The organism is Desulfoferrobacter suflitae (assembly GCF_022603395.1).
In the GTDB taxonomy this organism is placed as follows: domain Bacteria; phylum Desulfobacterota; class Syntrophobacteria; order Syntrophobacterales; family Syntrophobacteraceae; genus Desulfoferrobacter; species Desulfoferrobacter suflitae.
The window spans coordinates 24,672-30,833 of the sequence record NZ_JAIBKA010000022.1; the positions used below are offsets into that span (position 1 = coordinate 24,672).

The 6,162-nt window shown below is 53.3% G+C and carries 5 protein-coding genes; 1 reads left to right on the forward strand and 4 read right to left on the reverse strand.

Annotated features, from left to right (window positions below):
• Positions 1-3 precede the first annotated feature (3 nt).
• Positions 4-573, forward strand: a complete 570-nt coding sequence (locus tag K1V27_RS22075) for a tetratricopeptide repeat protein (RefSeq protein ID WP_258927476.1) — start codon at positions 4-6, stop codon at positions 571-573.
• 232 nt (positions 574-805) lie between these two features.
• Here K1V27_RS22075 and K1V27_RS22080 read toward each other — a convergent pair whose 3' ends face one another.
• From K1V27_RS22080 to traN, 4 genes are all read right to left on the reverse strand, one after another.
• A complete protein-coding gene (locus K1V27_RS22080) occupies positions 806-1,234 on the reverse strand; it encodes a conjugal transfer protein TraG N-terminal domain-containing protein (RefSeq protein WP_258932441.1) in 429 nt (142 codons plus the stop codon).
• Between the two features lie 29 nt (positions 1,235-1,263).
• Positions 1,264-2,697, reverse strand: a complete 1,434-nt coding sequence (locus K1V27_RS22085) for a conjugal transfer protein TraH (protein ID WP_309574040.1) — start codon at positions 2,695-2,697, stop codon at positions 1,264-1,266.
• Positions 2,698-2,706: 9 nt separating this feature from the next.
• Positions 2,707-3,660 carry a conjugal transfer protein TraF gene (gene traF, locus K1V27_RS22090; protein ID WP_258932442.1) on the reverse strand — a complete coding sequence of 318 codons (954 nt, stop codon included), beginning with the start codon at positions 3,658-3,660 and terminating at the stop codon, positions 2,707-2,709.
• A gap of 129 nt (positions 3,661-3,789) precedes the next feature.
• A partial coding sequence (gene traN, locus K1V27_RS22095) for a conjugal transfer protein TraN (RefSeq protein ID WP_258932443.1) occupies positions 3,790-6,162 on the reverse strand: 2,373 nt, incomplete at its 5' end.

The window sequence follows — 6,162 nt, forward strand, 5'->3', positions numbered from 1 at the left end:
GTCATGATCGAAGAGGTTTCCGAAAAAGCCGTTCGTTTACTCCAACCTGGCGCCGCCCGCAAGCGCAAAACCGCCGGCGCCCGACGCGCCAGATGCTATGTTTGGCAACGGTTTTTCAACAAAGGAGTTGCGTTACCCATGAGTAAGATATCCCGCAATGCGCCCTGCCCTTGTGGAAGTGGAAAGAAGTACAAAAAATGCTGTTTGTTGCGCGAACAGGTCTCAGCGACACGGCCGCCGCAGGCTCCTTCAGATGTCTTCAAACAGATCCATGCCCAAATGGAGGAGTTGGACAACCTATCGAATAGTGTCATTGATCTCATCCAAGCCGGGAAACTGGACGAAGCGGAAGCTCAGTGTCACAAGCTATTGGAGCAATATCCGGACGATGTTGACGGGCTCGACAGACTGGCAACGGTCTATGAAGCCAAGGGGCAGAATAGGATGGCCGCTGAGTACTACCGAAAGGCGGCCGCTTTTATGCGCTCAAGGCCAGGATTTGACAACGAAGCCATTGAATGGGCTCTGAAGAAAGCCTCTGAACTGGAGTCTGCATCGTCATCAGCAGAATAGATCTTGCAGCCGAGCCATGGCCTGCAGGTGGTCGGCGAGGCTCGTGGCGCTGCGACAACCAGTAATGTTGACATTCCGGAGGTGCTTCGGCGCCCCCGCTGATGCCCAGCCGTTATCCGGCGTGGTCTTGGGACCGGTTAGCGCCCGGCGCGCGGGGTAGGCAGGGTAAAGTGCAAAAGCATGGCGAGGTATAGCGGGATAGGCGGGATCAGATTACTTGGGACTGTTCAAATCAAATATTGTGGGACGTAGGAATGTAGTTGCCGTCAACGGTTGAGAATGCAGTCTCTATTGTCTCGGCGATGTTGTGGGTAATACCGCTGATGATCCCTCCAGTGTAAGCGATACCGATAGGCACATTGTCCACAGCACGGATCTGGCCCGTATACATATCTTCGAGCTGCACGGTCGTTTGAGGTACGAACAAAGCGACATAAAAGACGACCATGATCAAGATTTGCTCGTATCGTATCCCGTCGTTTTTCAAGACTCCCTGAACAGAAAGGATGACAAGGGAGATGAGCAGCCCGAGTCCCATGATTGTGCCGAGGCCAAAAAGGCCGGCGCCGACCCAAAGGTCCGTGCTATTGAAAAGCATCGCGATCGCCGTGAGCGCGTGGTAGAAAATGTCGATATCCCCCAGGGTATAAATGGTAGTCATGTTTCTAACTCCGATTATAGTCTCCGATATCAGGAAAGTGACGCTGGCATAGATTGTCGGACATAGTCCACAAGCTCTTTGAGTTCTTTTAAGATCTGAACATGTTCCTGAGCGTTCATAGCTCGGCAGGCATTCATGTCGTCCTGGACGGTCTTGAGGTTTTTATCGAAGAAATCGGGCTTGCGGGCATTGTTTTGTCCGTCGAAAGCGGATCGAGCGGCTTTTAGGATCGCGGTGCCGAGAGCGATAGCCATTTCTTCTTGAATCACGGGAGCGCTCGTTCTCGCGATCATTTCGAGCGCAACTGGTTCGCGCTGCACGTCGATGAGCATTTTGAGGATTGGCACACTGATCGCGTTGACAAAAGCCTGCTGAGCGGAATTGAGGGTTTCCCCCGCCATGATGCGCCCGACAATGGAATCAGACTCTATCCCGTAATCGGGACCATCGGCATTTCCGAAAAGCATCATATTGGTGTAACCTCGCGTTCCGATGAAATTGAAGTCTGCGAGGGCGGGGCTTTGACAGCTCATTTGATCGGCGGTGGTATTGCACTTCCAGTATTTGGGCTTTTCCTCCGCCGTGTTTCCGTTGATCAAATCTTTAAAGGTGAGCTTGGGGCCGATCTCGACGCTTCTGTCATCGCACCTGGCACCGGATGGACAGTCTTCTTCGGCGGAGAAATCTTCATCGGTTGGGATAATCACAGACCCGGTAATGCTCATGATGTATTGAGCCATCAGAAGACTGTTACTCCCCCAGAAGTCATCCACACTTGCTGTCGGGTCACCAATGAAAGCGGCGGTGTTGTTGTTGAAGAGCGCTTTCCAGACGAGGTTTCCGGCATTCGGGTTGTCCTCCGGAGCTGCCTTCACTGCGGAGTTGGAGTCGGAGAAAAGATTCTGAATGGAGGAAAAGAGATCATCCACTGCTCCTTGCGCAGTTTCAAGCATAGTCCCGACCTGGCTCGCCTGATCCTTTCCAGCTATGGCGTTACCGACATCGTTTACAACTGCGTTGGCGATAGCGCAGGTGTTTTTGAGTGCGCGGTTAAGGGCGTTTAGTTTGTTCTCGAGGTCGGTGAGCACCGCGGCGCATTGAGAGCATATGGCTTGGATGGCCATTTTGAAGGCGTAACCGACTGCGTTGGCGCCTATGGCCCGGATGAGGTTGGTGAACTGTTCGGCATTGATAAAGCTGAACGAGCCCATGAAGAGATCTATTCCGCCGCAACCGGCATCGAGCCGCGGGGCAGCAAAAGAGATGATGTTCATGTTCTTTAAAGGCGTTCGAAGGCTGTAACTGCCACCTACAAAACCCTGCCTGGTCTGGCTTTCATATGCCTGGGGGAGGGTGCCGGTTGACATGAACATGCCATCGAGTGCGTCGGTAAGAGATGCATGGACGGGGGACACGACAGCAAAAAAAACGCAGACAAGAAAGAGAGCACAGCCGATCTTCATGAATCCTCCTCACCAATATTTCGCCTTCAAATGTTCCTTCAGATAATTGACCAGTTCGGCCGGGTTATCCCCTTTGGGCGCGTCTTTGAGGTCTTCGGTGCTGAGAACTCCCCGCTCGGACGGATTGATCCGCCGCTTGAGCTCTTCTGAGAGCAAGTCCTCCTTTTCCGCGGCAAGCAGGATGCGAGAATCAATTCCCTCAAATGAGAGAAGTCCCTGGCTCAATATGAAAAGGTGGTCGGGCGGCACGGCCAAGACGATGGCAGGTGTTAGCTGCAGACTCAGTGTCCGTGCTTGACCGGAGTCGATTACAAAATCGGTCATTCCGGGGAGTCCCGCACCATCGAGGGAGATGTTCTTGACGATGAAGCCGTAGTCATCAACCAAGTGTTTGATGGTAGCCTGCTGCATGATGCAATATTGGCATTTAGAGTCAAAAAAGAACCATACACCGCTTATGCTGGCGAGATACTTGAGTGCTTCCTTTTGAGCCTGATCTTGCATTTTGAGCACGTTCGAGCGCATTGCCGTCGCGAAGGGAAACCGATTGTTTTCGTCAAGCATCGGGTCGCTCAGGACGACGTGCTGAACCTGGCTGGCGAAGTTGGACGATTTGTCCATCATGACCCTTTGAGCATACATATACGCTGCAACGTTTTCATCTGTCGGGTTGTCGATGGCGATATCAAGAAGCTTGGGGAGATTGTCCCTGAGCCATTGGACCGAGAAAACTGGAGACTTTTCTGGTTCCTTCTCCCGTTCTTCCTCTGCTTGCTTCGGGACAAAAGGAGGGGACGGCGGCGGGAGTGGGTCAGGAATGGGTGGTTCCTCTTCCTGCGGCATGGACTGATACCAGAACCAGCCCTCAGCTTTGCGGTTAAAAAAAACTCGATCCGATTCTTCGGCCGTGGCGGCTGCGGTGAACGCCAGCAAAAGAATGAGGATAATAGCGGTGGTGCGCATCCAAAGAATCTCCGTCATTTTGTTTAATGGTATTGCGGGCAGGGATTCGAACCCGTCATCGACGGCGTCCTCGAACCAAAGTGCGGCCTCCTCCTCATGGGCCGCCCGCCGGATTCATTGGCACCGATGTCAATAGGGCGGCGCGAAGCACTCAGCTCCAGGGACTCCGGCGCTGGGGAAACCATAAAGGATCTGAACATGAGCATATCCCTCCCCCTTGCCTCCAACGGTGACACGTGTATTGGTTTCAACCGGCCCTTTCGTTTTAAAAAGATCGGTAACATTGATATTGCCAGGTGCGGCTTGAACGCACCAACTGTTGGGTCTCCCCAGGCACCAGCTAGTTTTCAATTCACATGTACCGGCTATCTCGGGGGGGAAAGTATTGTAGGGACCACGGTAGACTAGCTGGCTGGCGATCCATATTTCGATATGATCGTCCCACAACGCATCGATCAACGTGGCACTTTTGATATAGTCGGGCATCAAGATTTCGAAGGAGTACCTTTGCTCGAAAACCTCGCTGCAGTCGTCGTCCTCCAGATAGTCATCTCCGACCTCGCCAAGATAAAGATCGATGCACCCTGTTCCGCAAGACTCGATATATCCGGTTCCACCTATTGGCAGGATGACCTCTTCCATTTGGATTTCTTTCTCGTCGTACCACGCCATGTATTGGGGATCGCTGTAGCAGGTTGCGCTTTCGGCGAGGGTGTCCCTGCTCTCACTTATGAGAGCAGTGTTCTCGGCGTAGCGTTCCTGAAGGACCTCAGTTGTATCCACTTCTCCTTCGGGTCCAACTGGATCGATTCCGTACTCCAACTCGGTGCGTGGCGTTGTCTCCTCGGTCCAGGCGAGTGCGGCTTGCTCGGAACTGGTTACGAGCAGTCCGGACTGGACCAGGAGGTACTCCCATTCGCTGAGATCGATGAGGCTCCAGTCAACAAGCTCCAACTCAGCTATGCTCAGTCCGCTGCAGTTCGGATCTTCGGCTTCTCCAAAGCCACCCAACTGGGGTCTCGCCTGCTCCATGATGATGCGGGAGAGTGGCGAATTGTAGCAGCAGTAGCTGTTTTTGGTGAGCACGCAGATGCCCAGAACGTCTGCCGCACAGTAGTCTCCGACATAGGTGCAGTTGCCCAGTTCGCGGTCGATACCGAGCTGCAGTTCCGACTGCTCGCAGGCGAAAATGATCTGTCCGAGGATCTTCATCATGCTATAGACAAGATACGCCATGCTGATGAAATTAATGACCGTCGACACGGTCGAATCGAGGAGGATCTGGCCGGTTTCCGGGTCAAGGACAAATATACTGTTGGCGAGCTCCGGCATGCCCAGGGTGTCGTAAATGAAGGAGTACATTTCAAACATTATTTTCTGCTGCATGCTGCTGAAGAGGCCCGATTGTGCGGCGCTTTTTGCAGCGTCTTCGCCTGCCTTGCTCGTCACCTCCCAACCCAGGTGCTCCATGGCATTGGTGATAGGATCTACGAGCACTTTGGTCGTCAAGTCGACTCCTTTGTCATAAAGGCTTGTAAGCGGATCGAACGCATCTATAAAGGCGGAATAGCCCGGGATGTTTGAAATGGCTGAAATAAAGGCGGGATTTTGGGCGAGTTTGGAGGCGTAGACCAGAAGCTTCACATAATTTACGATGTTCACGCCTGCCGCGGCTTCCTCCCCGGCCTCACAGCAATCGGGCGTGAGGCCGATTGTGGTGCCAATGGGCACCTTGCATTCCTCGTGGGTGCCGTCGAAAACAAGTGGCGTGCATGCCTCATCCACGGTAGTCGGAGCTGTCCCAGTTTCCATACACGTGAGGTCGTCTTGAATCATCTGCAGGGTGCTCAAGTCGGTTGCAACCGTGGTGAAATCGGTGTTGGTTTCTCCCGCGGGATTGTGGCATTCGGTGCCAAGACAGCGAATCTCAGACGAGCACTGCTCCGAATAGGTTGTTCCAGTCTCCACTTCGTATGTGATGTCTTCGCCGCAATCATATTTGATGGTGACCACATAGCAGAAATTGGACGCTTCTCCTCTTGCGTTTCCCGTGCATTCGACTCCAACATAGTCGCACGCTGAATTGCCGTAGAGCCCCTTCAGTTCGCAGTCATCCACCCCACCGGGGAAAATATCGGGGTGTGGGGTCATACCGTCGGTCAATGTGCTGTCACAAATGACGTTTCCCTGTGCATCCGTATAGCACCCAAGGTCTCCTTCGCTGTACTCGCAGACAGCCGGCAGGCCCTGTCCGGCAAAGCAGAGGGGGTCCACCAATCCGTACTTGGATTCGATTAGATCTGCGACCCCGCTGGCTGCACCCGAATCTTTGCAAAATGTGACACCATCAAGGCTTGAGCAAGGACCCCGGTAGTCGGAGCACTGGATCTCTGTCTTGCACCATCCGTCCAGAGCTATCAGGAAATACTCGTCACAACCGGAGATCGTGTTGTCAACGATTCTATAAAGGTCGGCCGTGATCAGTAGACTTATAGCGCCTGA

Bases quoted from the DNA above. Each gene is read 5' to 3' on its own strand.
- K1V27_RS22075 (WP_258927476.1), top strand. From the start codon at position 4: ATGATCGAAGAGGTTTCCGAAAAAGCCGTTCGTTTACTCCAACCTGGC.
- K1V27_RS22080 (WP_258932441.1), bottom strand. From the start codon at position 1,234: ATGACTACCATTTATACCCTGGGGGATATCGACATTTTCTACCACGCG.
- K1V27_RS22085 (WP_309574040.1), bottom strand. From the start codon at position 2,697: ATGAAGATCGGCTGTGCTCTCTTTCTTGTCTGCGTTTTTTTTGCTGTC.
- traF (WP_258932442.1), bottom strand. From the start codon at position 3,660: ATGCGCACCACCGCTATTATCCTCATTCTTTTGCTGGCGTTCACCGCA.